This is a genomic window from Arthrobacter sp. SIMBA_036, from assembly GCF_046535135.1.
Lineage (GTDB): Bacteria > Actinomycetota > Actinomycetes > Actinomycetales > Micrococcaceae > Arthrobacter.
The window spans coordinates 68,143-94,558 of sequence record NZ_JAWRXG010000001.1 but is presented as its reverse complement, the minus strand read 5'-3'; the positions used below and the strand labels follow the sequence as shown (position 1 = coordinate 94,558).

At 60.5% G+C, this 26,416-nt stretch carries 29 protein-coding genes; 1 reads left to right on the top strand and 28 read right to left on the bottom strand.

Going from position 1 to position 26,416, the window contains the following annotated elements:
- Nucleotides 1-39: 39 nt before the first annotated feature.
- The 22 genes from SB659_RS00500 to rpsJ form a co-directional block, all read right to left on the bottom strand.
- Nucleotides 40-609 carry an adenylate kinase gene (locus SB659_RS00500; protein WP_284976446.1) on the bottom strand — a complete coding sequence of 190 codons (570 nt, stop codon included), beginning with the start codon at nucleotides 607-609 and terminating at the stop codon, nucleotides 40-42.
- 5 nt (nucleotides 610-614) lie between these two features.
- Nucleotides 615-1,925: a preprotein translocase subunit SecY gene (gene secY, locus SB659_RS00495; RefSeq protein ID WP_284976379.1), complete on the bottom strand. Its 1,311-nt coding sequence runs from the start codon at nucleotides 1,923-1,925 to the stop codon at nucleotides 615-617.
- 187 nt (nucleotides 1,926-2,112) lie between these two features.
- Nucleotides 2,113-2,595, bottom strand: a complete 483-nt coding sequence (gene rplO / locus SB659_RS00490) for a 50S ribosomal protein L15 (RefSeq protein ID WP_284976378.1) — start codon at nucleotides 2,593-2,595, stop codon at nucleotides 2,113-2,115.
- Nucleotides 2,595-2,801: a 50S ribosomal protein L30 gene (gene rpmD / locus SB659_RS00485; protein ID WP_011775580.1), complete on the bottom strand. Its 207-nt coding sequence runs from the start codon at nucleotides 2,799-2,801 to the stop codon at nucleotides 2,595-2,597. The genes rplO and rpmD overlap by 1 nt, the downstream gene beginning before the upstream one ends.
- Before the next feature lie 2 nt (nucleotides 2,802-2,803).
- A complete protein-coding gene (gene rpsE / locus SB659_RS00480; RefSeq protein ID WP_284976376.1) occupies nucleotides 2,804-3,481 on the bottom strand; it encodes a 30S ribosomal protein S5 in 678 nt (225 codons plus the stop codon).
- A gap of 29 nt (nucleotides 3,482-3,510) precedes the next feature.
- Entirely contained in the window at nucleotides 3,511-3,894 is a 384-nt protein-coding gene (rplR, locus tag SB659_RS00475) for a 50S ribosomal protein L18 (protein ID WP_284976375.1), read from the bottom strand.
- A 3-nt stretch (nucleotides 3,895-3,897) separates the two neighbouring features.
- On the bottom strand, nucleotides 3,898-4,434 hold the full coding sequence (gene rplF / locus SB659_RS00470; protein WP_284976374.1) for a 50S ribosomal protein L6: 537 nt from the start codon (nucleotides 4,432-4,434) through the stop codon (nucleotides 3,898-3,900).
- 18 nt (nucleotides 4,435-4,452) lie between these two features.
- Nucleotides 4,453-4,851: a 30S ribosomal protein S8 gene (gene rpsH / locus SB659_RS00465; RefSeq protein ID WP_284976373.1), complete on the bottom strand. Its 399-nt coding sequence runs from the start codon at nucleotides 4,849-4,851 to the stop codon at nucleotides 4,453-4,455.
- Nucleotides 4,852-4,928: 77 nt separating this feature from the next.
- The gene (rplE, locus tag SB659_RS00460; RefSeq protein ID WP_284976372.1) at nucleotides 4,929-5,516 is read right to left on the bottom strand and encodes a 50S ribosomal protein L5; all 588 of its coding nucleotides are present in this window, start codon (nucleotides 5,514-5,516) and stop codon (nucleotides 4,929-4,931) included.
- Nucleotides 5,516-5,875: a 50S ribosomal protein L24 gene (rplX, locus tag SB659_RS00455; protein WP_018776682.1), complete on the bottom strand. Its 360-nt coding sequence runs from the start codon at nucleotides 5,873-5,875 to the stop codon at nucleotides 5,516-5,518. The genes rplE and rplX overlap by 1 nt, the downstream gene beginning before the upstream one ends.
- A 3-nt stretch (nucleotides 5,876-5,878) precedes the next feature.
- Complete coding sequence (gene rplN / locus SB659_RS00450) at nucleotides 5,879-6,247, bottom strand: 50S ribosomal protein L14 (protein ID WP_284976370.1); 369 nt, start codon at nucleotides 6,245-6,247, stop codon at nucleotides 5,879-5,881.
- A 353-nt stretch (nucleotides 6,248-6,600) separates the two neighbouring features.
- A complete protein-coding gene (gene rpsQ, locus SB659_RS00445) occupies nucleotides 6,601-6,897 on the bottom strand; it encodes a 30S ribosomal protein S17 (RefSeq protein WP_284976369.1) in 297 nt (98 codons plus the stop codon).
- Nucleotides 6,894-7,214, bottom strand: a complete 321-nt coding sequence (gene rpmC, locus SB659_RS00440) for a 50S ribosomal protein L29 (RefSeq protein ID WP_284976368.1) — start codon at nucleotides 7,212-7,214, stop codon at nucleotides 6,894-6,896. The genes rpsQ and rpmC overlap by 4 nt, the downstream gene beginning before the upstream one ends.
- 2 nt (nucleotides 7,215-7,216) lie before the next feature.
- A complete protein-coding gene (rplP, locus tag SB659_RS00435; RefSeq protein WP_003803795.1) occupies nucleotides 7,217-7,633 on the bottom strand; it encodes a 50S ribosomal protein L16 in 417 nt (138 codons plus the stop codon).
- Complete coding sequence (rpsC, locus tag SB659_RS00430; protein ID WP_284976367.1) at nucleotides 7,634-8,467, bottom strand: 30S ribosomal protein S3; 834 nt, start codon at nucleotides 8,465-8,467, stop codon at nucleotides 7,634-7,636.
- Nucleotides 8,468-8,833 (bottom strand): 50S ribosomal protein L22, encoded by a 366-nt coding sequence (gene rplV, locus SB659_RS00425; protein ID WP_090817766.1) that lies wholly within the window; start codon nucleotides 8,831-8,833, stop codon nucleotides 8,468-8,470.
- A gap of 38 nt (nucleotides 8,834-8,871) precedes the next feature.
- Nucleotides 8,872-9,153 carry a 30S ribosomal protein S19 gene (gene rpsS / locus SB659_RS00420; protein WP_011775591.1) on the bottom strand — a complete coding sequence of 94 codons (282 nt, stop codon included), beginning with the start codon at nucleotides 9,151-9,153 and terminating at the stop codon, nucleotides 8,872-8,874.
- A 12-nt stretch (nucleotides 9,154-9,165) separates the two neighbouring features.
- A complete protein-coding gene (rplB, locus tag SB659_RS00415; RefSeq protein WP_011775592.1) occupies nucleotides 9,166-10,005 on the bottom strand; it encodes a 50S ribosomal protein L2 in 840 nt (279 codons plus the stop codon).
- 29 nt (nucleotides 10,006-10,034) lie between these two features.
- Nucleotides 10,035-10,340, bottom strand: coding sequence for a 50S ribosomal protein L23 (gene rplW, locus SB659_RS00410; RefSeq protein ID WP_011775593.1), 306 nt, complete (start codon nucleotides 10,338-10,340; stop codon nucleotides 10,035-10,037).
- Nucleotides 10,337-10,954 (bottom strand): 50S ribosomal protein L4, encoded by a 618-nt coding sequence (gene rplD / locus SB659_RS00405; RefSeq protein WP_410549175.1) that lies wholly within the window; start codon nucleotides 10,952-10,954, stop codon nucleotides 10,337-10,339. Before rplD ends, rplW begins: the two co-directional genes overlap by 4 nt.
- Nucleotides 10,955-10,958: 4 nt before the next feature.
- Nucleotides 10,959-11,609 (bottom strand): 50S ribosomal protein L3, encoded by a 651-nt coding sequence (rplC, locus tag SB659_RS00400; protein ID WP_258438093.1) that lies wholly within the window; start codon nucleotides 11,607-11,609, stop codon nucleotides 10,959-10,961.
- A 17-nt stretch (nucleotides 11,610-11,626) separates the two neighbouring features.
- On the bottom strand, nucleotides 11,627-11,935 hold the full coding sequence (rpsJ, locus tag SB659_RS00395) for a 30S ribosomal protein S10 (protein ID WP_003803825.1): 309 nt from the start codon (nucleotides 11,933-11,935) through the stop codon (nucleotides 11,627-11,629).
- Nucleotides 11,936-12,316: 381 nt separating this feature from the next.
- Between rpsJ and SB659_RS00390 the strand changes: the two genes are divergently transcribed.
- A complete protein-coding gene (locus tag SB659_RS00390; protein WP_410549174.1) occupies nucleotides 12,317-13,762 on the top strand; it encodes a GH1 family beta-glucosidase in 1,446 nt (481 codons plus the stop codon).
- Nucleotides 13,763-13,867: 105 nt separating this feature from the next.
- On the opposite strand, the gene tuf is transcribed toward SB659_RS00390, so the two are convergent.
- The 6 genes from tuf to rpoB form a co-directional block, all read right to left on the bottom strand.
- Complete coding sequence (gene tuf / locus SB659_RS00385; RefSeq protein WP_284976364.1) at nucleotides 13,868-15,058, bottom strand: elongation factor Tu; 1,191 nt, start codon at nucleotides 15,056-15,058, stop codon at nucleotides 13,868-13,870.
- Nucleotides 15,059-15,289: 231 nt separating this feature from the next.
- Nucleotides 15,290-17,404, bottom strand: coding sequence for an elongation factor G (gene fusA, locus SB659_RS00380; protein WP_284979026.1), 2,115 nt, complete (start codon nucleotides 17,402-17,404; stop codon nucleotides 15,290-15,292).
- A gap of 69 nt (nucleotides 17,405-17,473) precedes the next feature.
- A complete protein-coding gene (rpsG, locus tag SB659_RS00375) occupies nucleotides 17,474-17,944 on the bottom strand; it encodes a 30S ribosomal protein S7 (protein WP_003803829.1) in 471 nt (156 codons plus the stop codon).
- Nucleotide 17,945: 1 nt separating this feature from the next.
- On the bottom strand, nucleotides 17,946-18,320 hold the full coding sequence (gene rpsL, locus SB659_RS00370; protein WP_009358312.1) for a 30S ribosomal protein S12: 375 nt from the start codon (nucleotides 18,318-18,320) through the stop codon (nucleotides 17,946-17,948).
- Between the two features lie 397 nt (nucleotides 18,321-18,717).
- The gene (locus SB659_RS00365) at nucleotides 18,718-22,617 is read right to left on the bottom strand and encodes a DNA-directed RNA polymerase subunit beta' (RefSeq protein WP_284979027.1); all 3,900 of its coding nucleotides are present in this window, start codon (nucleotides 22,615-22,617) and stop codon (nucleotides 18,718-18,720) included.
- Between the two features lie 104 nt (nucleotides 22,618-22,721).
- Nucleotides 22,722-26,228, bottom strand: a complete 3,507-nt coding sequence (gene rpoB, locus SB659_RS00360) for a DNA-directed RNA polymerase subunit beta (RefSeq protein WP_284976361.1) — start codon at nucleotides 26,226-26,228, stop codon at nucleotides 22,722-22,724.
- Between the last annotated feature and the right edge of the window lie 188 nt (nucleotides 26,229-26,416).

The following is a 26,416-nucleotide window of genomic DNA, read 5'->3' as shown; positions in this document are numbered from 1 at the left end:
CCTTTTCCTCCGTGGCCAAGGCCGACGGCGGGGAGCTACTTAGACTGCTTTGGCCGACTCAATGGCTGTGAGGACGCGCTCGGTAACTTCATCGATACCGCCGATGCCATCGACCTTGGTGAGAATTCCGCGCTCGGCATACTTTGCCACGACCGCTTCAGTCTGACCGTGGTAAAGGTCCAGGCGATGCCGGATAACAGCCTCGTTGTCATCCGAACGGCCGGTTTCCTTCGCACGGCCCAACAGCCGGGCTACCAGTTCCTCGTCGTCGGCAGTCAGCTGGAGCACGACGTCGAGCTCCTGCTGGCCGTCTGCGAGGATCTGGTCCAGGTAGTCCACCTGCGCGGTGGTGCGCGGGTAACCGTCCAGCAGGAAGCCATTCTCGGCGTCGGGCTGGCTCAGCCGGTCGCGAACCATGTCGTTCGTGACGCTGTCCGGAACGAAGTCGCCGGCGTCCATGTACTTCTTCGCTTCGATGCCCAAGGGAGTTTCACCCTTGACGTTGGCGCGGAAGATGTCGCCCGTTGAGATGGCAACGACGCCGAGCCGCTCGGAAATCCGTTCAGCCTGCGTACCTTTCCCCGAACCGGGAGGTCCTATGATCAGCATTCTCGTCATCGCAAAAGCCCTTCGTAGTGACGTTGTTGTAGCTGCGCATCAATCTGCTTGACGGTCTCCAGGCCAACTCCCACCATGATCAGGATTGAGGTGCCACCGAAGGGGAAGTTCTGGTTGGCATTGATCAGGACGAGTGCGACCAGCGGGATCAGCGCCACGAAGCCCAGGTACAGGGCTCCTGGCAAAGTGATTCGCGAAAGCACGTACTGCAGGTAGTCCGCGGTCGGTTTACCCGCCCGGATGCCCGGAATGAAGCCACCGTACTTCTTCATGTTGTCCGAGACTTCTTCAGGGTTGAAGGTGATCGCCACGTAGAAGTAGGTGAAGAACACGATCATGAGGAAGTACAACGCCATGTAGATGGGGTGGTCGCCACGGGTGAGGTTGTTGTTGATCCACTCGACCCATGGAGCCATCGGCTCCCCTGCCTTCGGCTGGTTGAACTGCGAAATCAGTCCGGGCAGGTAAAGCATGGAGGAAGCAAAGATGACAGGCACGACGCCAGCCATGTTCACCTTGATGGGAATGTAGGTGCTGGTGCCGCCGACAGTGCGTCGCCCGATCATGCGCTTGGCGTACTGGACCGGAACGCGGCGCTGCGACTGCTCCACGAAGACCACGAGCGCCACGGTGAGCAAACCAATGGCCAACACCAGGAAGAAGGTACCAGGGCCCTTGGACTCCCAAATGGCACCCAGCGAACGCGGGAACCCGGCTGCGATGGAAGTGAAGATGAGCAGCGACATGCCGTTGCCCACACCCTTTTCGGTGACCAGTTCGCCCATCCACATGATCAAGCCCGTACCAGCAGTCAGTGTGATGATGATGAGGATCGTGGTGATGATGCTGTCATCGGGAATGATGTGCAGGTTGCAGCCCGGCAGCAACTGGCCGGACCGTGCCAGGGAGACCAAGGTGGTTGCGTTCAAGAGGCCCAAGGCGATGGTGAGGTAACGGGTGTACTGCGTCAGCTTTGACTGGCCCGACGCCCCTTCCTCATACAGTTGCTGGAACCGGGGAATGACCACCCGGAGCAGCTGCACGATAATGCTCGCCGTAATGTAAGGCATGATCCCCAGAGCGAAGATCGAAACCTGCAGCAACGCGCCGCCGCTGAACAAGTTCACCAGCTGGTAGATGCCCTGCGAGGTGTCACCGGTGTTCAAGCATTGCTGGACATTCTGGTAGTTCACACCAGGCGAGGGGATGAAAGCTCCCAAGCGGAAGATTGTGATGATTGCCAGCGTGAACAACAACTTGCGTCGCAAATCAGGCGTCCGAAACGCCCGGCCGAATGCGCTTAGCAAGCGTCCTCCTGAGTAGAAAGTACAAGGGTGTGGATGGGCTCAATGAAACCCAACAACCGAGTCTAACCGCTTGTGACGCCGTCGCAATAATCGAGAGTCCACAGCCACGCAAAAAAATCCCGGCACACGGGGCCTAAGCCCCGCATGCCGGGATTCTATTCACAGCGGGTGTTCACCCCACTAGCTCCTAGAGAGCAGTGGTGCTTCCGCCTGCTGCGGCGATCTTTTCCGAAGCGCTGGAAGAGAAAGCGTGGGCGGTGACGTCAACCTTGACGGTGATGTCGCCGGTGCCCAGCACCTTCACGGGCTGGTTCTTGCGAACCGCACCCTTTGCAACCAGGGACTCCACGGTGACAGTGCCACCTTCCGGGAACAACTCGTTGAGCCTCTCCAGGTTTACAACCTGGAACTCAACCCGGAACGGGTTCTTGAAGCCGCGCAGCTTCGGGAGGCGCATGTGCAGCGGCAGCTGGCCGCCGGCAAAGCCAGCCTTTACCTGGTAGCGGGCCTTCGTACCCTTGGTACCGCGACCAGCGGTCTTACCCTTGGAGCCTTCACCACGACCAACACGGGTCTTGGCGGTCTTGGCACCCGGGGCGGGACGCAGGTGGTGGACCTTCAGAGTGTTCTGCTTCTCAGCAGCCTCTGCGGCGGTCTTGTTCTCTGCCATTACTTCGCCTCCTCTACATTCACGAGGTGCGGAACCGTGTTCAGCATTCCAACAGTCACGGCATCAGCGTTGCGGACAACAGTGTGTCCGATGCGCTTGAGGCCCAGTGACCGAAGGGTTGCCTTCTGGTTCTGCTTGGCGCCGATGACGCCCTTGATCTGGGTGATCTCCAACTTGGCGTCGGAGGGAGTCAGGTTCTTAGCCATGACTAAACACCTGCCTTCTGGTTCTGGAGCGCGCGCACCAGAGCAGCAGGAGCAACCTCGTCCAGCGGCAAGCCACGGCGGGCAGCCACGGAAGCGGGCTCTTCGAGCTGCTTCAGAGCGGCAACAGTCGCGTGAACGATGTTGATCGCGTTGGAGGAACCGAGCGACTTGGAGAGGATGTCGTGAATACCGACGCACTCCAATACCGCGCGGACCGGACCACCGGCGATAACACCGGTACCGGCGGAAGCCGGACGCAGCAGGACAACGCCTGCAGCAGCCTCACCCTGCACGCGGTGCGGGATGGTGCTGCCAACGCGGGGAACGCGGAAGAAGGACTTCTTGGCCTCTTCTACGCCCTTTGCGATAGCAGCGGGAACTTCCTTGGCCTTGCCGTAGCCAACGCCGACCATACCGTTGCCGTCACCGACGACGACGAGAGCGGTGAAGCTGAAGCGACGACCACCCTTGACGACCTTGGCAACACGGTTGATGGTGACAACGCGCTCTACGAACTGGCTCTTCTCGGCTTCGCGTCCACCGTCGCGGCCACCACGGCCACCACGGTCGCCGCGCCCCTGGCCACGGTCGCCACGCTCGCCACGACGTCCGCCGCGGCGGTCGTCGGCAGCGGGTGCCGTCGCGGTCTCAGTTGCTTCAGCAGCTACAGCTTCAGTCACCTGAATGTCCTTTTCGTTATTTTCAACGGTCACAGTGCCAGCCCACCTTCGCGAGCACCGTCAGCGACGGCGGCGATGCGGCCATGGTACTTGTTACCGCCACGGTCGAAGACGACAGCCTCGACGCCTGCGGCCTTGGCGCGCCCGGCAACGAGCTCACCAACGCGCTTGGCCTTGGCAGTCTTGTCTCCGTCGAATGCGCGGAGGTCAGCTTCCAAAGTGGAAGCCGAAGCCACGGTTACACCCTTGCTGTCGTCGACAACCTGGACGAATACGTGGCGTGCCGAGCGGTTGACGACCAGACGAGGACGTACAGCCGTTCCGCTGATGCGCTTGCGGATACGAAGCTGGCGACGGCTGCGTGCAGCAGACTTGCTCTTGTTCGAACGCTTCTTGTTAATTGCGATGGCCATGGTTTACTTACCAGCCTTTCCGACCTTGCGGCGGATGACTTCGCCGGCGTAACGGACACCCTTGCCCTTGTAGGGGTCGGGCTTGCGCAGCTTGCGAATGTTGGCAGCAACCTCGCCGACCTGCTGCTTATTGATACCCGCAACAGAGAGCTTGGTCGGACCCTCTACTACGAAGGTGATGCCTTCGGGTGCAGAGACGTTAACCGGGTGGCTGTAGCCCAGAGCGAACTCCAGGTCAGAACCCTTGGCCTGAACGCGGTAACCGGTACCGACAATTTCAAGCTTCTTCTCGTAGCCCTCGGTAACGCCCTGGATCATGTTGGCGATCAGGGTGCGGGTCAGGCCGTGCAGCGAACGCGAAGCGCGCTCGTCGTTCGGGCGGGTGACCGTGAGCGTGTTCTCTTCCAGGGCAACCTCGATCGGGCTGGCCACAGTGTGGCTCAGCTCGCCTTTGGAACCCTTGACGCTGATGACGGAGCCATCGAGCTTGACCTCAACTCCGGCAGGAACGGTGATGGGGAGACGTCCAATACGTGACATTATTCTCTTCCTTTCCCGTTACCAGACGTACGCGAGGACTTCGCCGCCCACGCCCTTCTTGCCGGCCTGCTTGTCAGTCAAGAGGCCGGAAGAGGTGGACAGGATTGCGATACCCAGGCCACCGAGAACGTGAGGCAGGTTAGTGGACTTCGCGTAGACGCGCAGGCCGGGCTTGGAGATGCGGCGGACGCCAGCGATGGAACGCTCGCGGTTCGGACCGAACTTCAGGTCGAGGGTCAGCTTCTTGCCAACCTCGGCGTCTTCTTCCTTCCAGCCGGCAATGTAGCCTTCTGCCTTCAGGATGTCAGCAACGCGTGCCTTCAGTTTGCTGTACGGCATGGACACGGAGTCGTGGTATGCCGAGTTTGCATTGCGCAGACGCGTGAGCATGTCTGCGACAGGATCTGTCATAGTCATTTGGGCTATAGCCCTTCCTCGTACCGGTTTCCGTAGCGCTTGCTCCGAGGAGCTGGCGCTGCGGACCTTTTACGTAGTTAGTTTTCGGTCTTGAACGGGAAACCAAGCGCCTTGAGCAGCGCGCGGCCTTCGTCGTCGGTCTTGGCAGTGGTGACAACCGTGATGTCCATACCGCGAACGCGGTCAATGGAATCCTGGTCGATTTCGTGGAACATAACCTGCTCGGTCAGACCGAAGGTGTAGTTGCCGTTGCCATCGAACTGCTTGCCGTTGAGGCCGCGGAAGTCGCGGATACGGGGCAGCGCGAGGGAGACCAGACGATCCACGAATTCCCACATGCGGTCGCCACGGAGGGTAGCGTGTGCGCCAATGGGCATGCCTTCGCGCAGCTTGAACTGTGCGATTGACTTGCGGGCCTTGGTAACCTGCGGCTTCTGGCCGGTGATCAGGGTGAGGTCGCGGACAGCGCCGTCGATCAGCTTGGAGTCCTTAGCGGCATCTCCAACACCCATGTTCACGACAACCTTGACGAGGCGGGGAACCTGGTTCACGTTCGCGTAGTTGAATTCGTCCTGCAGGGACTTTTTGATGGTCTCTGCGTACTTCGTCTTCAGACGAGGAACGATCTTGGTTTCGACGGTGTTCTCAGACAATGTCTCACTCATCAGATGTCCTTCCCGGTGGCCTTGGACACGCGGATACGGACGGTCTTGGTAGCGCCATCCTTCTCAACGGTGTCGAGACGGAAACCAACACGGGTCGGCTTCTTGGTCGACGGGTCCACCAAAGCAACGTTGGAAACGTGGATCGGGGCCTCTACAACCTCGATGCCACCGGTCTTGGTGCCGCGCTGCGACTGACCGACCTTGGTGTGCTTGGTGACGCGGTTGATTCCCTCTACCAGCACGCGGTTGGTGGCCGGGAATACGCGCAGTACCTTGCCTTGCTTGCCGCGGTCGCCGCCGCGTTCCTGCTTGGCGCCGGTGATGACCTGAACCAGGTCACCCTTCTTGATCTTAGCCATGGACTAAAGCACCTCCGGGGCCAGCGAAACGATCTTCATGAACTTCTTGTCGCGAAGTTCACGACCAACCGGGCCGAAGATACGGGTACCGCGGGGGTCACCGTCGTTCTTCAGGATCACAGCTGCGTTCTCGTCGAACTTGATGTAGGAACCGTCGATACGACGGCGTTCCTTCTTGGTACGGACGATGACCGCCTTGACGACGTCGCCCTTCTTTACGTTTCCGCCGGGAATAGCGTCCTTGACGGTAGCGACGATGACGTCGCCAATGCCTGCGTAGCGACGACCGGATCCACCGAGAACGCGAATGGTAAGGATTTCCTTAGCACCCGTGTTGTCGGCGACCTTGAGTCGCGACTCCTGCTGAATCAATTTTTACTCCTTGCGTCGCGCGGGTTCTCAGACCGAAATCATGCCTACGGAATGAGCCTTGCGGAACGGTTGATCGGGGTGTCTCTTGACCTGGCTGGATTTTGCCAGACCAGGCCTAAACGCCCGTGCCACAAGCATCAGCTTCCCTTGCAGAAAACTCTGCGCGGGGCAGTATGCAGTGGCACGATTGTTTACGAGGTAGTGGACGACGCACATGTGGCGCCATACAAACTCAATATCCTAGCACGTTTTGGCCTATGAACCGAAACGGCCGGGAACGCGGAAAGGCCCGCGTTCCGTAGGGAACGCGGGCCTTTCCAGTGAATCCTTGCCAGGTAAACCCAGCGCTGGATTTACTTGGCCTTTTCGAGGATCTCAACCAGACGCCACCGCTTGGTAGCGGACAGCGGGCGGGTCTCAGAGATGAGAACGAGGTCGCCGACGCCGGCGATGTTCTCTTCGTCGTGAGCCTTGACCTTCGAGGTGCGGCGAATAACCTTGCCGTACAGAGCGTGCTTCACGCGGTCTTCAACCTGAACAACGATGGTCTTTTCCATCTTGTCAGAGACTACGTAGCCGCGACGCGTCTTACGGTAACCGCGCTGTTCAGCGCTGGCTGCTGCTTCCGTCACAGTTTCCTTCTCGCTCACTTGGCGTCCTCTCCAGCTTCAACCTCGGCTGGTTCAGCCTTGGCAGCCTTCTTGGACTTCTTTTCTTCCTTGGCTTCCACAACCGGTGCGGCAACCTCGGCACGAATGCCCAGCTCGCGCTCACGAAGAACGGTGTAGATGCGTGCGATGTCCTTCTTTACCGCGCGCAAACGACCGTGGTTTTCCAGCTGTCCGGTGGCGGACTGGAAACGCAGGTTGAACAGCTCTTCCTTGGACTTGCGGAGTTCTTCAACGAGACGCTCGTTGTCGAAACCGTCCAGCTGTGCGGGTGCGAGATCCTTCGACCCTACTGCCATTTCTATTCACCACCTTCGCGACGCACAATGCGTGCCTTCAACGGCAGCTTGTGGATTGCCAGGCGCAGTGCCTCGCGAGCTACCTCTTCATTGACACCGGAGAGTTCAAAGAGAACCCGGCCCGGCTTGACGTTTGCGACCCACCATTCCGGAGAACCCTTACCGGAACCCATACGGGTTTCAGCAGGCTTCTTCGTCAGCGGACGGTCCGGGTAAATGTTGATCCAGACCTTACCGCCACGCTTGATGTGGCGGGTCATCGCGATACGAGCGGACTCGATCTGACGGTTGGTTACGTATGCCGGGCTGAGCGCCTGGATACCGTACTCACCGAAGCTGACCTTGGTGCCGCCCGTAGCAGCGCCGGAACGACCCGGGTGGTGCTGCTTACGGTGCTTGACTCGACGTGGGATAAGCATTTAAGCCTGTCCTCCTTCTGCTGCCTGAGCCGAACCTGCGGTAGCGGCTTCAGCGGCCGGTGCTTCAACGGCAGCAGGTGCTGCCTCAGCTGCCGGACGGTCGTTACGACGACGACGGTCGCCACCCGGGCGGCCCGGGCGCTCTCCTGCACGGCCACGGGACGGAGCAGCAGCTGCCTGCTGAGCCAGTTCCTTGGCGGTTACGTCACCCTTGTAGATCCAAACCTTCACACCGATACGGCCGAAGGTGGTCTTGGCTTCGTAGAAGCCGTAGTCGATGTTCGCGCGGAGGGTGTGCAGGGGCACACGGCCTTCACGGTAGAACTCCGAGCGGGACATTTCTGCGCCACCCAGACGACCCGAGCAAGCAACACGGATGCCCTTGGCACCCGCACGCTGTGCGGACTGCATTGCTTTCTTCATCGCGCGGCGGAAAGCCACGCGGGAAGTAAGCTGCTCAGCGATGCCCTGGGCAACAAGCTGTGCTTCCATCTCGGGGTTCTTGACCTCGAGGATGTTCAGCTGGACCTGCTTGCCCGTGAGCTTTTCGAGCTCGCCGCGGATGCGGTCTGCTTCAGCGCCGCGGCGGCCGATGACGATACCCGGGCGTGCAGTGTGGATATCCACACGGACACGGTCGCGGGTGCGCTCGATCTCGACCTTGGCGATGCCGGCGCGCTCCATGCCGGTGGACATGAGCTGACGGATCTTGATGTCCTCACGGACGAAGTCCTTGTAGCGCTGTCCGGGCTTGGTGCTGTCAGCGAACCAGTGCGAAACGTGGTCGGTGGTGATGCCGAGTCGGAACCCGTGCGGGTTTACTTTCTGTCCCACTTAGCGAGCCTCCTCTTTCTCCGGGGTTGCGACGACCACGGTGATGTGGCTGGTCCGCTTCCTAATGCGGTAGGCGCGGCCTTGGGCACGCGGCTGGAACCGCTTCATAGTCGGGCCTTCATCAACGAATGCTTCGCTGATGAACAGGTCGCTGTCGTCGAATGCAACGCCGTCACGGTCCGCGAGGACGCGTGCGTTGGCCATTGCCGACTGAAGTACCTTGAATACCGGCTCCGAAGCTGCCTGGGGGGCAAACTTCAGAATTGCCAGAGCCTCATTCGCTTGCTTACCACGAACAAGGTTGACGACGCGCCGGGCCTTCATAGGCGTTACGCGGATGTGACGCGCAATAGCCTTGGCTTCCATTGCTTTCCTTCTCTCGTCTAAGACGTAAAGTCAGGCGCCTAGCGGCGCTTGCCCTTACGGTCGTCCTTAACATGGCCGCGGAATGTCCGCGTGGGAGCGAATTCGCCGAGCTTGTGCCCGACCATCGACTCAGTGACAAACACCGGAATGTGCTTGCGTCCGTCGTGAACGGCGATCGTGTGCCCGAGCATGTCGGGGATGATCATCGAACGGCGGGACCAGGTCTTGATGACGTTCTTGGTGCCCTTATCGTTTTCCCGTGCGACCTTCACAAAGAGGTGCTGGTCAACGAAAGGACCTTTTTTCAGGCTGCGTGGCATGTGTCCAGGCTCCTATCGCTTGTTCTTGCCAGTACGGCGGCGACGAACAATAAGCTTGTCGCTCTCTTTGTTCGGACGGCGGGTACGGCCCTCGGGCTTGCCGTTCGGGTTAACCGGGTGACGTCCACCGGAAGTCTTACCTTCACCACCACCGTGCGGGTGGTCAACCGGGTTCATGGCTACACCACGGACGGTCGGGCGGACGCCCTTCCAGCGCATACGGCCGGCCTTGCCCCAGTTGATGTTCGACTGCTCGGCGTTGCCGACCTCGCCGACGGTTGCGCGGCAGCGCACGTCAACGTTGCGGATTTCGCCGGAGGGCAGACGCAGCTGGGCGAAGCGGCCTTCCTTGGCAACGAGCTGTACCGAAGCACCTGCGGAACGTGCCATCTTGGCGCCGCCACCCGGACGCAGTTCGACTGCGTGGATTACGGTACCAACCGGGATGTTGCGCAGCGGCAGGTTGTTGCCCGGCTTGATGTCAGCGTCAGGACCAGCCTCGACGAAGTCACCCTGGGACAGCTTGTTGGGGGCGATGATGTAACGCTTGGTGCCATCAACGTAGTGCAGGAGTGCGATGCGAGCCGTGCGGTTCGGGTCGTACTCAATTTCGGCAACGCGGGCATTGATGCCATCTTTGTCGTGACGACGGAAGTCGATCAGACGGTACTGGCGCTTGTGCCCACCACCCTTGTGACGGGTGGTGATCTTACCGGAGTTGTTACGGCCGCCAGTCTTGTGCAGCGGACGCAGCAACGACTTTTCCGGAGTCGATCGCGTGATTTCAGCAAAGTCGGCTACGCTCGAGCCACGACGGCCCGGGGTAGTCGGCTTGTATTTACGGATTCCCATAATTTATTTCCTCGTTAAAGTGGTCTCCGCTACGCGAGCGGACCGCCGAAGATGTCGATTGTGCCTTCTTTGAGGGTGACAATTGCACGCTTGGTGCTCTTGCGCTGTCCCCAGCCGAATTTGGTGCGCTTGCGCTTACCGGCACGGTTGATGGTGTTGATCGAGTCAACCTTGACCGAGAAGATCTTCTCGACGGCCAATTTGATTTCGGTCTTGTTCGAGCGAGGGTCCACCAGGAAGGTGTACTTGCCTTCGTCGATCAGACCGTAGCTCTTTTCCGAAACGACGGGTGCAAGCACGACGTCGCGCGGGTCCTTGATGGTGGTTACGCTCACTTGGAGGCCTCCTCGTTCTTTGCCTTGTCAGCGACGAACGCCTCGAAAGCAGCCTTGGTGAAGACCACGTCGTCGGAGACCAGCACGTCGTAGGTGTTCAACTGGTCTGCGTACAGAACGTGAACATCTTCGAGGTTGCGCACGGACAGTGCAGCAACATCGTTGGCGCGCTCGATAACGACGAGCAGGTTCTTGCGCTCTGTGACAGAGCGCAGCGAAGCCAGTGCGTCCTTGGCTGACGGCTTGGTGCCGGTAACCAGTTCAGCGATGACGTGGATGCGGCCGTTACGGGCGCGGTCAGAGAGGGCTCCACGGAGTGCAGCAGCCTTCATCTTCTTGGGGGTGCGCTGGCTGTAGTCACGAGGGGTCGGACCGTGGACAACGCCACCGCCGGTCATGTGAGGAGCACGGATGGAACCCTGACGGGCGCGGCCGGTGCCCTTCTGCTTGAACGGCTTGCGACCTGCACCGGAAACCTCGGCGCGGGTCTTCGTCTTGTGGGTACCCTGGCGTGCAGCAGCGAGCTGGGCGACGACGACCTGGTGCATCAGGGGCACGTTGGTCTGGACGTCGAAGATCTCTGCAGGCAGGTCTACCTTGACAGTGCTAGTCATTTAACTAGGCTCCCTTCACGGCAGTGCGTACGAGTACGACCTGGCCGCGGGCACCGGGAACGGCACCCTTGATAAGGAGCAGCGACTTCTCAACGTCAACAGCGTGAACCGTCAGGTTCAACGTCGTGTGACGCTCGGCGCCCATGCGGCCGGCCATTTTCAGGCCCTTGAAGACGCGGCTCGGGGTGGATGCGCCACCGATGGAGCCAGGCTTACGGTGGTTCTTGTGGGCACCGTGGGAAGCGCCAACGCCGTGGAAGCCGTGACGCTTCATAACACCGGCGAAGCCCTTGCCCTTGGAGGTGCCTACGACGTCGATCTTCTGGCCGGCTTCGAAGAGCTCAACAGAAAGCTCCTGGCCCAGCTCGTAAGATGCGGCGTCTGCGGTACGCAGTTCGACAACGTGGCGGCGAGGCGTGACGCCTGCCTTTTCAAAGTGACCAGCCAGCGGCTTGGTGACCTTGCGGGGGTCGATCTGGCCGTAGCCGATCTGGACGGCGACGTAGCCATCAACCTCTGCGTTGCGCAGCTGGGTGATGACGTTGGAGTCAGCCTGGACGACAGTTACCGGGATGAGCTTGTTGTTCTCGTCCCAGACCTGGGTCATGCCGAGCTTCGTGCCCAGCAGGCCCTTTACGTTACGGGTTGCGGTCATAGTCTCTCAGCACCTCCCTAGAGCTTGATTTCGATGTTCACGTCAGCCGGCAGGTCGAGACGCATGAGCGAGTCAACAGCCTTCGGCGTGGGGTCGATGATGTCGATCAGACGCTTGTGAGTACGCATTTCGAAGTGCTCACGGCTGTCCTTGTACTTGTGCGGAGAGCGGATAACGCAGTACACGTTCTTCTCCGTCGGCAGCGGCACGGGGCCGACTACCGTTGCGCCTGCGCGCGTGACCGTCTCAACGATCTTCCGCGCTGAAACATCAATGACCTCGTGGTCATATGACTTCAGCCGGATGCGGATTTTTTGTCCCGCCATGTCGCCTGACTCTCTTTCAGCTAGTGCTGCTCTAGTTAGGGCTGCTCTGTTTACTTACCTGTTGACGTGGCCGCCGAAGCGATTGAGGCTCTGCCACCACACGCCGCACAAGCTGAATCCGGATATCCGGGTTCCTCAACCTGCCAGCGCACCGACCCCCGCGGTCGGGCGTGTCGCGATTTCCACGCAAACTCGACCGCAATCATGGGGTTCAGGGTTATGTTTGGGCTTCAGCTTGGCCCCCGACATCCGGCATTATCCGGATCGGGACACGAAGAAGCGCTTGAACAACTTATCCAGTATGGCGGAATTGTGGCCGAAAGGCCAATCGGGACCCCAGACACCATTGCCGGGCACCGATACCCTGTGCATGATAGGAAAATGACCGTCCAGGATACAGGTTCCGTGGAAGATCTTGCCGCACGCCTCCGGCCAGGGTTCGTCCTGGGCGTGGCCTCAGCCGCATTCCAGATCGAGGGTTCGCTGACCGCCGATGGTCGGGGCCCGTCCGGCTGGGATGCCTTTTCCGAGAAGCCGGGCGTGATTGTCGACGGCGGCTCCCCCGCCGTCGCGTGCGACCACTACAACCGCGCGGACGAGGACATCGCCCTGATGCAGGAACTAGGCATCGATTCGTACCGCTTCTCGCTATCGTGGCCTCGGATACAGCCCGGTGGGACCGGCGCCGTCAACCAGCGCGGCTTGGATTTTTACGATCGCCTCATCGACAAGCTCCTGGCTGCAGGCATCTCCCCCATGGCCACTCTCTTCCATTGGGACTTGCCGTTGGAGCTGGAGCAGACCGGCGGGTGGATGAACAGGCAGACCGCAGAGCGCTTCGCCGTCTATTGTGAAGCGGCAGCTGAACGTTTTGGGGATCGCGTGGATCGATGGGTTACGTTGAACGAGCCCGTCTCTGTTACCCTCCAAGGCTATGCGCTGGGGGTCCACGCTCCGGGTAGGGAACTGCTGTTCGACTCGCTTCCAGCCGCCCACCACCAATTGTTGGGCCATGGGCTGGCAGTTCAGGCCCTCCGTGACGTGGGCGTCAAAGGACAAATTGGCATATCGAACATGCACTCCCCCGTCCGCGCCGCCACCAACAAGCTGTCGGACCGACTCATGGCCCAAGCGCTGGACCACATCCTCAACAGGATCTATGCGGACGCCGTGCTCCTGGGCCAATACCCCAAGCCACCACTGCCCATGAAACCTTGGTTTCGATCACTGAGCACTGTCGAAGACGGCGACCTGGACACCATCCACCAGCCCCTGGACTTCTACGGGCTCAACTACTACTACCCCTTGAAGGTCGCCTCCGGGCCGGGCCCGGCGGAGATCCCCACTGGAAGCTCTCCCGAAATGGCCAAAATTCCCTTTCACCTGGCCACGTACAGCGAGTACGAGACCACCGGGTTCGGTTGGCCGGTGGCTCCCGAGCATTTGTCGATATTGCTGCAGGAGATGCGGGAACGCTACGGCGACGCGCTCCCCCCTGTGTACATCACCGAGGGCGGTGCGAGCTTCCCGGAGCCGGCCCACGTGGAAGGTCCCGTACAGGACACTAACCGGATCTCCTATCTGGCAGAGCATCTGGGGCATGCGCTGACCGCCACAGGACCTGGTGGCGTGGCGGAGGGCTTGGACTTACTCGGCTACTACGTGTGGACCCTCACCGACAACTTCGAATGGGCCGCCGGCTATTCGCAGCGTTTCGGCCTGGTCCACGTCGACTTCGACACACAGGCTCGAACCCCCAAAGACTCCTTCTACTGGTTGCGTTCATTGGCCAAGGCGCGGAACCACCAAAGCTCACTCTTCCGGTAGCGTCACCTGCCCAGGCATGAAAAAGAACCCCACCGCCGGAGCGATGGGGTTCTTTTCAGGTAACTACCGGTAAATCCGGAAGATCACCGACCTTCAAGCAAGAAACTACTTGATGATCTTGGTGACACGTCCCGAACCAACGGTGCGGCCGCCTTCGCGGATAGCGAAGCCGAGGCCCTCTTCCATAGCGATCGGCTGGATGAGCGCAACGGTCATCTCAGTGTTGTCGCCAGGCATAACCATTTCCGTGCCTTCCGGCAGGGTGATAACGCCGGTTACGTCCGTGGTACGGAAGTAGAACTGCGGGCGGTAGTTGGAGTAGAACGGGTTGTGACGTCCGCCTTCGTCCTTGGACAGGATGTAGACGTTAGCCTCGAAGTCGGTGTGCGGGGTGATGGAACCCGGCTTGACGACAACCTGGCCACGCTCGACGTCGTCGCGCTTCAGACCGCGGAGCAGGAGGCCACAGTTCTCGCCGGCCCATGCTTCGTCGAGCTGCTTGTGGAACATCTCGATACCGGTAACCGTGGTCTTCTGGACCGGGCGGATGCCGACGATCTCGACCTCGGAGTTGATGGCGAGGGTTCCACGCTCGGCGCGGCCCGTTACAACGGTGCCACGGCCGGTGATGGTGAAGACGTCTTCGATCGGCATCAGGAACGGCTTGTCGCGGTCACGTACGGGGTCCGGAACGGACTCGTCGACAGCTGCCATCAGGTCCTGGACGGACTTGACCCAAACCGGGTCGCCTTCCAGAGCCTTCAGACCGGAAACGCGAACAACCGGAGCCTCATCGCCATCGAAGCCCTGCGAGCTAAGGAGCTCACGAACTTCCATTTCGACGAGGTCGAGGAGTTCTTCGTCATCAACCATGTCGGACTTGTTCAGCGCGACCAGCAGGTAGGGAACGCCAACCTGGCGGGCGAGCAGAACGTGCTCACGGGTCTGAGCCATCGGACCATCGGTTGCAGCAACCACGAGGATTGCGCCGTCCATCTGGGCAGCACCGGTGATCATGTTCTTGATGTAGTCAGCGTGACCCGGGGCGTCTACGTGTGCGTAGTGGCGCTTCTCGGTCTGGTACTCCACGTGGGAGATGTTGATGGTAATACCGCGCTGGCGCTCTTCCGGAGCCGAGTCGATCGACGCGAAGTCGCGCTGCTCGTTGATGTCCGGGTACTGGTCGTACAGCACCTTGGAAATGGCGGCAGTCAGCGTCGTCTTACCGTGGTCAACGTGACCAATGGTGCCGATGTTGACGTGCGGCTTAGTCCGCTCGAACTTTGCCTTTGCCACAGGTTCCTCCTAGAACGATTTCAAGTGAAGTGCTCCTCGGCCGCGCTTTTCGCGGCAGAAACTTTAGCAAGTCTACTTGGGGGCTTGGTTTTGATGAAATTGCAGATTCAGGAACCAATCTTAGTTCCTAGAGCCTGTTCGCGCACGAGGCGGGTTGCGGCTCTCGTCACAACCCGGCCTCGCGAGCTGAGATGCCTTCCCGGGACCGGAATTGCATCGGTTACCGGGAGATTACTCGCCGCGGGTCTTCTGGATGATCTCGTCGGCTACTGCCTTGGGGACCTCAGCGTAGCTGTTGAACGTCATCGAGTACACGGCACGACCCTGGGTCTTGGACCGAAGGTCACCGATGTAGCCGAACATGCCGGACAGCGGAACGTGTGCACGGATAACCTTCACACCTGCTGCGTCCTCCATGGACTGCATCTGGCCACGACGGGCGTTCAGGTCACCGATAACATCACCCATGTATTCCTCAGGGGTGCGGACCTCAACATCCATCAGCGGTTCAAGCAGAACAGGGTTCGCCTTGCGTGCAGCTTCCTTGAAAGCCATACGGCCGGCGATCTTGAACGCCATTTCCGAGGAGTCAACATCGTGGGACGCGCCATCAATCAGCGTGGCCTTGATGCCGACAACCGGGTAGCCAGCCAAGACGCCGTCGTTCAGCGCATCCTGGATACCGGCGTCGACGGAAGGAATGTATTCGCGCGGAACGCGGCCACCAGTGACCTTGTTCACGAACTCGTACATTTCGCCGTCGCTGGTGTCCATCGGCTCGATCGCGATCTGGATCTTAGCGAACTGACCCGAACCACCGGTCTGCTTCTTGTGTGTGTAGTCAAGACGCTCAACAGTGCGCTTGATCGTTTCGCGGTAAGCAACCTGCGGCTTGCCAACGTTTGCCTCGACCTTGAATTCGCGGCGCATGCGGTCCACCAGGATGTCCAAGTGGAGCTCGCCCATGCCGGCGATGATGGTCTGGCCGGTGTCTTCGTTGAGGGAGACCTGGAAGGTCGGGTCCTCAGCGGAGAGCTTCTGGATGGCCGTGGAGAGCTTTTCCTGGTCACCCTTGGTGTTGGGCTCGATGGCAACGGAGATAACCGGTGCCGGGAAGCTCATCGATTCAAGGACGATCTGGTTGTTGGCATCGCACAGGGTGTCACCCGTGGTGGTGTCCTTCAGGCCGATAGCTGCGTAGATGTGGCCAGCGGTAGCGCCCTCGACGGGCATTTCCTTGTTGGCGTGCATCTGGAACAGCTTGCCGATGCGTTCCTTCTTGCCCTTGGTGGAGTTGACCACCTGGGCGCCGGCTTCGACGTGACCGGAGTACACGCGGATGAAGGTCAGCTGACCGAAGAACGGGTGTGCCGCGATCTTGAAGGCGAGGGCGGAGAAGGGCTCGTCGGCCGAAGGCTTACGAGTCAGTTCCTTCTCTTCGTCGCGGGGATCGTGACCGATCATCGGCGGGACGTCCAGCGGGTTCGGCAGGAAGTCGACGACGGCGTCCAGCATCGGCTGTACGCCACGGTTCTTGAAGGCAGAGCCACAGAAGACCGGGTAGAGCTCAGAGTTGATGGTCATCTTGCGGATGCCGGCTTTGATCTCTTCGAGTGTGAGTTCTTCACCTTCGAGGTACTTCTCCATGAGTTCTTCGGAAGATTCGGCCACAGTCTCAACGAGCTGCGCGCGGTACTCTTCGGCCTTGGCCTGGAGGTCCGCAGGAATTTCCTGCACTTCGTATGAAGCACCCATGGTGACGTCACCCTTAGCATCGCCAGGCCAAACCAGGGCGCGCATTTCAAGGAGGTCCACAACACCGACGAAGTCGTTCTCAGCGCCGATGGGCAGCTGCATAACGAGCGGCTTGGCACCAAGGCGGGAGATGATCGTGTCTACGGTGAAGTAGAAGTCAGCACCCAGCTTGTCCATCTTGTTGACGAAGCAGATGCGGGGCACGTTGTACTTGTCAGCCTGGCGCCAAACAGTCTCGGACTGCGGCTCCACGCCTTCCTTGCCGTCGAACACCGCAACGGCACCGTCAAGGACGCGCAAGGAGCGCTCAACCTCAACAGTGAAGTCCACGTGGCCCGGGGTGTCGATGATGTTGATCTGGTTCTTGTCCCAGAAGCAGGTCACGGCGGCAGACGTGATGGTGATGCCGCGTTCCTTTTCCTGTTCCATCCAGTCGGTGGTCGAAGCGCCGTCGTGCGTTTCGCCGATTTTGTGGTTCACACCCGTGTAGAACAGGATGCGCTCGGTAGTGGTGGTCTTGCCGGCATCGATGTGGGCCATGATGCCGATGTTGCGGACCTTGTTGAGGTCGGTAAGCACGTCCTGTGCCACGGGGTCTCCCTTTCGGATGGACTACACGTTCGCCGCCGGCTCAGTGAGCCGGCGGCGTCCGGAAAGTTTTTACCAGCGGTAGTGTGCGAAGGCCTTGTTGGACTCGGCCATCTTGTGGGTGTCTTCGCGACGCTTCACAGCGGCACCAAGACCATTGGAGGCATCCAGGATTTCGTTCTGGAGACGCTCGGTCATGGTCTTCTCCCGGCGAGCCTTGGAGTAGCCCACGAGCCAACGCAGGGCGAGGGCGGTGGAGCGACCCGGCTTGACCTCAACCGGAACCTGGTAGGTTGCGCCACCGACGCGGCGTGAACGCACCTCGAGGGAAGGCTTGACGTTGTCCATGGCCTTCTTGAGGGCGGCAACGGGGTCGCCGCCGGACTTGGCACGAGCACCTTCGAGGGCACCGTAAACGATGCGCTCAGCGGTGGACTTCTTGCCGTCAACCAGAACCTTGTTGATCAGCTGCGTGACCAACGGGGAGCCGTAAACGGGATCGGAAACTAGCGGCCGCTTCGGGGCCGGACCCTTGCGAGGCATATTACTTCTTCTCCATCTTTGCGCCGTAACGGCTACGGGCCTGCTTGCGGTTCTTGACACCCTGGGTGTCGAGCGCGCCGCGGACGATCTTGTAGCGGACACCCGGAAGGTCCTTCACACGACCACCACGGACGAGCACGATGGAGTGCTCCTGGAGGTTGTGGCCAACGCCGGGGATGTAAGCGGTAACTTCCACGCCACCGTTGAGGCGCACACGTGCCACCTTACGCAGAGCCGAGTTCGGCTTCTTGGGGGTGGTGGTGTAAACGCGGGTGCAAACACCGCGGCGCATCGGGCTGCCCTTCAGCGCGGGAGCCTTGGTCTTGGAGACCTTCGGCGTGCGGCCCTTGCGGACCAGCTGGTTAATCGTAGGCACTTTCGTGTTCTCCGTTGTTTGATCTCTGCCCCCACACACAGGCGCCAGCCGGTGTGAACGTGGGAACTTTGGCGTTGCTCATGCGGCCGGCCGAAACTCCGGTAGGCGTGCAAAAGTGCGGCATTCGTTGCGCATGTTGCCCGCAACCCGGAAACAGACTCCACCCAGCACCATGAGAACAAAACCAAAATGATGCTGCGGCGGCCTTCATCCACTGCCACACAGAACAATTAACAAAAGTCTAGCACGGCTTGCTCCGGCGCCTTAATCGGGTGTATAGGAGTTCGACGGCGGCACGCGCCTCCCCTGACGGGCCAGGCCCGCACTTAATGGGTCAGGCCCCGCACTCTGAAAGTGCGGGGCCTGACCTTCAATCGCTAACTACTGCCGACTAATTTCAGCGGAAGTCGTTGCCGAGATCGTAGTCATCCAACGGGATGGCGTGGAACTCAGGAGCACCGTCTCCCCCGAGGGCGTCATAGGAGAAGTCGGTGAAAGCGCTGGGGCCCGTGAACAGGCTGGCCTTTGCTTCTTCCGTCGGCTCCACAGTGACCTCGGTGTAACGGGGCAAGCCCGTTCCGGCCGGGATGAGCTTACCGATGATGACGTTTTCCTTGAGGCCGAGCAAGGGATCGCTCTTGCCTTCCATGGCCGCCTGCGTCAGGACGCGGGTGGTCTCCTGGAAGGAAGCCGCCGACAGCCAGGACTCGGTAGCCAAGGAAGCCTTGGTGATACCCATGAGCTCCGGGCGACCGGAAGCCGGTGCCTTGCCCTCGGACACTACGCGACGGTTCTCATCTTCGAAGCGTGAGCGCTCTGCCAGCTCGCCGGGGAGCAGGTCGGAGTCGCCGGATTCGATGACGGTTACCCGACGCAGCATCTGGCGGACGATAACCTCGACGTGCTTGTCGTGGATACCAATACCCTGGCTGCGGTAAACGCCCTGCACTTCGTCCACGAGGAACTTCTGTGCAGCACGCGGACCCATGATGCGCAGAACCTGCTTCGGGTCCACAGGACCGTTTATCAGCTTCTGGCCGACGCTGACGTGATCGCCATCCTCGATGAGGAGACGTGAACGGCGCAGCACCGGGTAGGCAATCTCTTCGGAGCCATCGTCCGGAGTGATGACCAACCGCATCTGACGCTCGGACTCTTCGATGGTGATACGACCGGCTGCTTCAGCAATCGGGGCAACACCCTTGGGAGTACGGGCTTCGAAGAGCTCCTGGATACGGGGCAGACCCTGGGTGATGTCATCGCCACCACCGGCAGAGACAGCACCACCGGTGTGGAACGTACGCATGGTCAGCTGGGTACCGGGCTCACCGATGGACTGTGCGGCGATGATGCCCACGGCCTCACCGATGTCCACGGTCTTACCCGTCGCCAATGAACGGCCGTAGCACAGGGCACACGTACCGACCTTGGACTCACAAGTGAGCACCGAACGGACCTTGACCTCAGTGATGCCCGCGGCCAGCAGCTGGTCGATGACGACGTCGCCGCAGTCGGTTCCGCCTGCTGCCAGGACATTGCCCTGGGCATCGACGACGTCGACAGCCAGCGTACGTGCGTAGGCGCTGTTCTCGACGTTCTCGTCCAGGACGAGCTCACCGTTGGAGTCCGGCACGGCGATCGGGGTAACCAAGCCGCGCTCGGTACCGCAGTCCTCTTCACGGACGATGACGTCCTGTGAAACGTCCACCAAACGACGGGTCAGGTAACCCGAGTTGGCGGTACGCAGTGCGGTATCGGCAAGACCCTTACGGGCACCGTGCGTAGCGATGAAGTATTCCAGCACCGACAGGCCCTCACGGTAAGAGGACTTGATGGGGCGCGGGATGATCTCACCCTTCGGGTTGGCCACAAGACCACGGATACCCGCAATCTGGCGAACCTGCATCCAGTTACCACGTGCACCGGAGGACACCATGCGGTTGATGGTGTTCATCGGAGACAGGCTGTCGCGCATTGCCTGGGCGATCTCGTTGGTTGCCTTGTTCCAGATTTCGATCAGTTCCTGGCGACGCTCGTCGTCGTCGATCAGGCCCTTGTCGTACTGGCCCTGGATCTTGGCAGCCATGTTCTCGTACCCGGCCAGGATGGCAGGCTTGTCCTTGGGAACCTCGATGTCCGAGATAGCAACGGTGACTCCCGAGCGGGTTGCCCAGTAGAAACCGGCATCCTTCAGGTTGTCCAGCGTTGCAGCCGTAACCACCTTCGGGTAGCGCTCCGCGAGGTCGTTGACGATCCGGGACAGTTCGCCCTTGTCGGCAACAGCCTCAACCCAGGGGTAGTCCTCGGGCAGCGTCTGGTTGAAGATGACCTGGCCCAAGGAGGTCTGGACAAGCGCCGGCTGACCGGGCTCCCAGCCTTCCGGAGCTTCCCAACCCGCGTACGGCACGAAGTCGTCGAGACGGATCTTGACCTGGGAGTTCAGGTGCAGGTCACGGGCGTCGTACGCCATGATCGCTTCCGAAACCGAGGAGAAGATACGGCCCTCGCCGGCAGAACCGACGCGCTTGGTGGTCAGGTGGTACAGGCCGATGATCATATCCTGCGAAGGAAGGGTCACCGGGCGGCCATCGGACGGCTTCAGGATGTTGTTCGAGGACAGCATCAGGATGCGGGCTTCTGCCTGGGCTTCCGGGCTCAGCGGCAGGTGGACTGCCATCTGGTCGCCGTCGAAGTCAGCGTTGAAGGCGCCACAAACCAGCGGGTGAAGCTGGATTGCCTTGCCTTCCACAAGCTGGGGTTCGAAGGCCTGGATGCCGAGGCGGTGCAGGGTAGGTGCACGGTTGAGCAGCACCGGGTGTTCGGTGATGATCTCTTCGAGCACGTCCCAAACCTGCGGACGGTAACGCTCCACCATGCGCTTGGCCGACTTGATGTTCTGGGCGTGGTTGAGGTCAACCAAGCGCTTCATCACGAACGGCTTGAAGAGCTCCAAGGCCATCTGCTTCGGCAGGCCACACTGGTGCAGCTTCAACTGCGGGCCGACGACGATGACCGAACGGCCGGAGTAGTCAACGCGCTTGCCGAGGAGGTTCTGGCGGAATCGTCCCTGCTTGCCCTTGAGCATGTCGCTCAGGGACTTCAGCGGACGGTTGCCCGGACCCGTGACCGGACGGCCACGACGACCGTTGTCAAAGAGGCTGTCAACAGCTTCCTGAAGCATGCGCTTCTCGTTGTTGACGATGATCTCCGGAGCACCCAGGTCAAGCAAACGCTTGAGTCGGTTGTTGCGGTTGATCACGCGACGGTAGAGGTCGTTGAGGTCGGAGGTCGCGAAGCGGCCACCATCCAACTGGACCATGGGGCGCAGTTCCGGCGGGATCACCGGGACGGCGTCAAGTACCATGCCGAGCGGGCTGTTGTTGGTGGTCAGGAATGCGTTGACAACCTTCAGGCGCTTCAGGGCGCGGGTCTTGCGCTGGCCCTTGCCGTTCTGGATGGTGTCGCGCAGTGACTCAGCCTCAGCCTGCATGTCGAAGGTCTCAAGACGCTTCTTGATGGCCTCGGCACCCATGGAGCCCTCGAAGTACAGACCGTAACGGTCGCGCAGTTCGCGGTAGAGACCTTCGTCGCCCTCGAGGTCAGCGACCTTGAGGTTCTTGAAACGGTCCCAGACCTGCTCAAGGCGCTCGATATCGGCGTCGGCACGCTTGCGGACGTTCGCCATCTGGCGGTCGGCCGAGTCGCGGGCCTTCTTCTTGTCGGCAGCCTTGGCACCTTCACCTTCAAGACGGGCAAGCTCGTCTTCAAGGTCACGGGCGATCGTGGCGATGTCGCTGTCGCGGTTGTCCACCATCTGCTTCTTCTCGAGGTCGTGCTCAACCTGGAGGTTCGGCAGTTCGGCGTGACGTGCTTCGGTGTCAACGCTGGTGATCATGTAGGCAGCGAAGTAAATGACCTTCTCAAGGTCCTTCGGTGCCAGGTCCAACAGGTAGCCCAAGCGCGAAGGAACGCCCTTGAAGTACCAGATGTGGGTTACGGGCGCAGCCAGTTCGATGTGGCCCATCCGCTCACGGCGTACCTTGGCGCGGGTAACTTCAACGCCACAACGCTCGCAGATGATGCCCTTGAAGCGGACGCGCTTGTACTTACCGCAGTAGCATTCCCAGTCCCGCGACGGGCCGAAGATCTTCTCGCAGAAGAGGCCGTCCTTCTCGGGCTTGAGCGTGCGGTAGTTGATGGTTTCCGGCTTCTTGACCTCGCCGTAAGACCAGCCGCGGATGTCTTCCGCGGTGGCAAGGCCGATCTGCATGAGGCCGAAGGAGGATTCGCTGGACATATGGTCCCTGTTCTCTCTTGTTCTCTAAATTCTGAAGTCTTGGTTACGGGAAGAGGGAGCTGTTCCGTCGGGCAGTGCTGAACGACTGCCCGACGGAATAGCTGCTAAACCTCTTCTACGGAACTGGGCTCTGCACGAGACAGATCGATGCCCAGTTCTTCCGCAGCCGTGAAGACTGCGTCATCAGAGTCACGCATTTCGATCGTGGTTCCGTCGGTGGAAAGAACTTCCACGTTCAGGCACAACGACTGCATTTCCTTGATCAAGACCTTGAAGGACTCGGGAACGCCAGGCTCAGGGATGTTCTCGCCCTTGACGATGGCTTCGTAGACCTTCACACGACCATGGATGTCATCAGACTTGATCGTGAGGAGTTCCTGAAGCGTGTAAGCGGCACCGTAAGCTTCGAGCGCCCACACTTCCATTTCACCGAAGCGCTGGCCACCGAACTGAGCCTTACCACCCAGCGGCTGCTGCGTGATCATGGAGTACGGGCCGGTGGAGCGCGCGTGGATCTTGTCGTCCACCAAGTGGTGGAGCTTCAGGATGTACATGTAACCGACGGAGATCGGGTCCGGGAACGGCTCGCCGGAGCGGCCGTCGAACAGACGGGTCTTGCCGGAGGAATCGATCAGGCGGTCGCCGTCGCGAGTGACGTTGGTGGAGTCGAGCAGGCCGGTGATTTCTTCTTCACGGGCGCCATCGAACACCGGGGTGGCAACGGTGGTCTGGCCGGTTTCACGGGGCAGGTTGGGCAGGTTCTTGACCCACTCCGGCTCGCCTTCGATCTTCCAACCGGTCTTGGCAACCCAACCGAGGTGGGTTTCCAAGACCTGGCCAACGTTCATTCGACCCGGAACACCAAGCGGGTTCAGGACGATGTCCACCGGGGTACCGTCTGCAAGGAAGGGCATGTCCTCGATCGGAAGGATCTTGGAAATAACACCCTTGTTGCCGTGGCGGCCGGCGAGCTTGTCGCCGTCGGTGATCTTACGCTTGGCTGCAACGTAGACGCGGACCAGCTGGTTCACGCCCGGGGGCAGTTCGTCGTCATTGTCGCGGTCGAAGACGCGAACGCCGATGACCGTGCCGGACTCACCGTGGGGAACCTTCAACGAGGTGTCGCGCACTTCGCGGGACTTCTCACCGAAGATTGCACGGAGGAGACGCTCTTCCGGGGTGAGTTCGGTTTCACCCTTGGGGGTGACCTTACCCACCAGGATGTCGCCTGCTTCAACCTCTGCACCGATGTGGATGATGCCGCGTTCGTCCAAGCCCGCCAGGACTTCCTCGGACACGTTGGGGATGTCACGGGTGATTTCCTCGGCACCAAGCTTGGTGTCGCGGGCATCAATTTCGTGCTCCTCGATGTGGATGGAGGAAAGGACGTCCTCAGCAACTATGCGCTGGGACAGGATGATGGCGTCCTCGAAGTTGTGGCCTTCCCATGACATGAATGCCACGAGCAGGTTCTTACCGAGGGCAAGCTCACCCTGGTCCGTTGCGGGACCGTCAGCGATGATGCCGCCAACTTCCAGGCGCTGGCCTTCGTTGACCAGGACGCGGTGGTTGTAGCAGTTGCCCTGGTTGGAGCGGGCGAACTTGTTGATGCGGTAGTTGGTCTCCGTGCCGTCGTCATTGATCATGACAACGAGCTCGGCGGAAACCTCGGTGACCACACCGGCCTTCTTCGCTATGACAACGTCACCGGCGTCGACGGCGGCTGCGCGCTCCATGCCGGTGCCCACGAAAGGAGCCTCGGAACGGACCAGCGGCACGGCCTGGCGCTGCATGTTGGCACCCATGAGTGCGCGGTTTGCATCGTCATGCTCAAGGAACGGAATAAGCGCCGTTGCCACGGACACCATCTGGCGCGGGGAAACGTCCATGAACTGGACCTCGCCTGCGGGAACCAGGACGGGCTCGCCTCCACCACCGCGGGCACGGACAAGGACGGTCTCTTCCGAGAACTTCTTGTCAGCATCCAAGGGAGCGTTGGCCTGTGCGATCAAAACTTCAGCTTCGTCGTCGGCGGTCAGGTACTGGACCTCGTCCGAGACAACGCCTTCGGACACCAAACGGTACGGCGTCTCAATGAAACCGAACGGGTTGATGCGACCGTAGGAAGCCAGCGAACCAATCAGGCCGATGTTCGGGCCTTCAGGGGTTTCGATGGGGCACATACGTCCGTAGTGGGACGGGTGAACGTCTCGAACTTCCATGCCGGCACGGTCACGGGACAGACCACCCGGGCCAAGTGCCGACAGACGGCGCTTGTGGGTCAAACCCGACAGCGGGTTGTTCTGGTCCATGAACTGCGACAGCTGCGAAGTTCCGAAGAACTCCTTGATGGCTGCCACGACGGGACGGATGTTGATCAGCGTCTGCGGCGTGATGGCCTCGACGTCCTGCGTGGTCATGCGTTCGCGGACGACGCGCTCCATGCGGGAAAGACCGGTGCGGACCTGGTTCTCGATCAGCTCGCCAACGGCGCGGATGCGACGGTTGCCGAAGTGGTCGATGTCATCGATCTCGACGCGGAGCTCGTGGTCCTGGCCGTCCCGCTTGCCCATGAGGGTCTTCTCGCCGGCGTGAAGCGCAACGAGGAACTTGATCATGGCAACGATGTCTTCAACATGCAGGACCGAAGCTTCCTTGTCACCAAGGGAGCGATCGATACCAAGCTTGCGGTTGATCTTGTAGCGGCCGACCTTGGCCAGATCGTAGCGCTTGGCGTTGAAGTACAGGTTGTCCAGCAGGGACTGGGCAGCCTCGACTGTGGGCGGCTCGCCCGGGCGCAGCTTGCGGTAGATGTCCAGGAGGGCGTCTTCACGGGTCTCGGTGGCGTCCTTCTCCAGCGTTGCGCGCATGGAGTCGTACTGGCCGAACTCTTCCAGGATCTGGCCTTCGGTCCAACCGAGGGCCTTCAGCAGGACCGTCACCGACTGCTTGCGCTTGCGGTCGAGGCGAACGCCGACCTGGTCGCGCTTGTCGATTTCGAGTTCGAACCATGCGCCACGGGACGGGATGATCTTCGCAGTGAAGATGTCCTTGTCACTGGTCTTGTCCGCGGTGCGCTCAAAGTACGCGCCCGGCGAGCGGACCAGCTGGGAGACGACGACACGCTCGGTGCCGTTGACAACGAACGTTCCCTTTTCGGTCATCAGCGGGAAGTCGCCCATGAACACGGTCTGCTGCTTGATTTCGCCCGTGTTGTTGTTCATGAACTCGGCCTTGACGTACAAGGGTGCCGAGTACGTGGCATCACGGTCTTTGCATTCGGCCATGGTGTACTTCGGGTCAGCGAACTCCGGCTCGGAGAAGCTCAAGGACATAGTGCCCTGGAAGTCCTCGATGGGGGAGATCTCTTCGAAGATATCGGCAAGTCCGGAGGTGGTGGCGACGCTGAGGTCGCCCTCCTCGACAGCCTTTGCTACCCGCGCCTGCCAGCGTTCGTTTCCGACAAGCCAGTCAAAGCTGTCAGTCTGCAGGGCGAGAAGATTCGGAACATCCAAAGGTTCGTGAATCTTTGCAAATGAGAGGCGGCGGGTGGCACCATCGGTGCTTGCCGTGTTAGCGGTTTCGTTATTAGAGGTGCTCGAGGCGACCAAGAGGGATCCTTCCACAGACCTTCAGGCGTTTTCAGATCTCCCCCGTTTGCATCCGGCAGAATGCTCCGCAGGACACTTATTCCGGTTCCGCTATATGACCCGGACCCAGGCTGCCCGCTAAAGTGCACGTTAGGAACGGCACGTCAATGGCGCAGCTGAGAGGTAAAGCCCACCGCTATATGAAGGCT